The organism is Mucilaginibacter sp. P5_A4, assembly GCF_056400605.1.
Genome location: NZ_JBFUKX010000182.1, coordinates 1 through 556 on the forward strand (window position 1 = coordinate 1; position 556 = coordinate 556).

Here is a 556-nt window from a genome sequence, read left to right on the forward strand (position 1 = left end):
GTATACATAAGTTGCTTGCCGAGGATATGTTGTTTCATTACAGCAAATACTACAATTTTAGGGTTAGTGTTTTAAGAATATTTTCAGCTTTTGGCGAAGGTCTGCGCAAGCAGTTGTTTTGGGACGTAATGGAGCGTTATCATAAAGCCTGTATGGACTTAGAAGATGATGCAGTGTGCATCGAACTTTTTGGAACCGGTAAGGAATCAAGAGATTTTATCCATGGAAAAGATGTGGCCAATGCAGCGATTTTAATTGCAACACATGAATTAAACGATGATCATCTGAATGTTTTTAATGTGGCTTCAGGTAAAGAAGTTGAAATAAAACAAGCCATAAGTTATTTATTTCACAACGCTAATCCGGCTCCGAAAATAAGCTTTGGCGGGGTAAACCGGGCTGGTGATCCTGAAAGGTGGCAGGCGGACATTAGTAAGTTAAAAAGCATTGGTTTTGAAAGTAGTGGTAACATAAAGGACTATCTTAGCGATTTTTTCTATTGGAGTATGACCGTGGCTAAATCTTAAAAATTGACTCTTTGTGAATGGTTATATAG

At 37.8% G+C, this 556-nt stretch carries 1 protein-coding gene; it reads left to right on the forward strand.

What is annotated here, in order from left to right:
• On the forward strand, positions 1–527 hold a 527-nt coding region (locus AC1DQW_RS27920; protein WP_477457059.1), incomplete at its 5' end, for an NAD-dependent epimerase/dehydratase family protein.
• Between the last annotated feature and the right edge of the window lie 29 nt (positions 528–556).